The organism is Dactylosporangium maewongense (assembly GCF_039531485.1).
GTDB classification, from domain to species: Bacteria; Actinomycetota; Actinomycetes; order Mycobacteriales; family Micromonosporaceae; genus Dactylosporangium; species Dactylosporangium maewongense.
This window is the reverse complement of record NZ_BAAAQD010000112.1, coordinates 1-565: the sequence shown is the minus strand read 5'-3', so window position 1 is coordinate 565 and position 565 is coordinate 1. Positions and strand designations below refer to the sequence as shown.

Sequence of the window (565 nt, the reverse complement as noted above, 5' to 3'; positions counted from 1 at the left end):
CCCATTCGGACACCCTGGGATCACAGCTCGGTTGACAGCTCCCCCAGGCCTATCGCGGCCTCCCACGTCCTTCATCGGCTCCTGGTGCCAAGGCATCCACCGTACGCCCTCAGCAACTTGACCACAATAAAGCTATAAAGATGCTCGCATCCACTGTGCAATTCTCAACCAACACCAAACCCAAACCGCTTTATCAGCCACAACCTGCAACACATCCGTGCGCCGTTTTGTGGCCGGCTTGGATCTCGTCTGAACCAACCCCGCTCATCGCGCTGGTTGTTTCAGGACCCAACAGGGTGCCTGTGTGATCTCCCAACCGCATCCAATCGCCGTTCCACGCCCACAAGTGAGCAGTACTAGGACACATGAACCGTTGTCAGGAAGTCTTCGCCAGTGTCTCCGCCATATGAGCACCCTGTCGACACATTCGGTCGACCATGGGCTCCTGTCACCTTTCGGTGAAGGTTGCTCCTTAGAAAGGAGGTGATCCAGCCGCACCTTCCGGTACGGCTACCTTGTTACGACTTCGTCCCAATCGCCAGTCCCACCTTCGACGGCTCCCTCC

Annotated in this window: 2 rRNA genes; both read right to left on the bottom strand. The window is 57.3% G+C overall.

Annotated features, from left to right (window positions below):
- A 23S ribosomal RNA gene (locus ABD332_RS59960) occupies window positions 1-123 on the bottom strand; the annotation flags it as partial.
- Between the two features lie 353 nt (window positions 124-476).
- Window positions 477-565, bottom strand: a 16S ribosomal RNA gene (locus tag ABD332_RS59955); the annotation flags it as partial.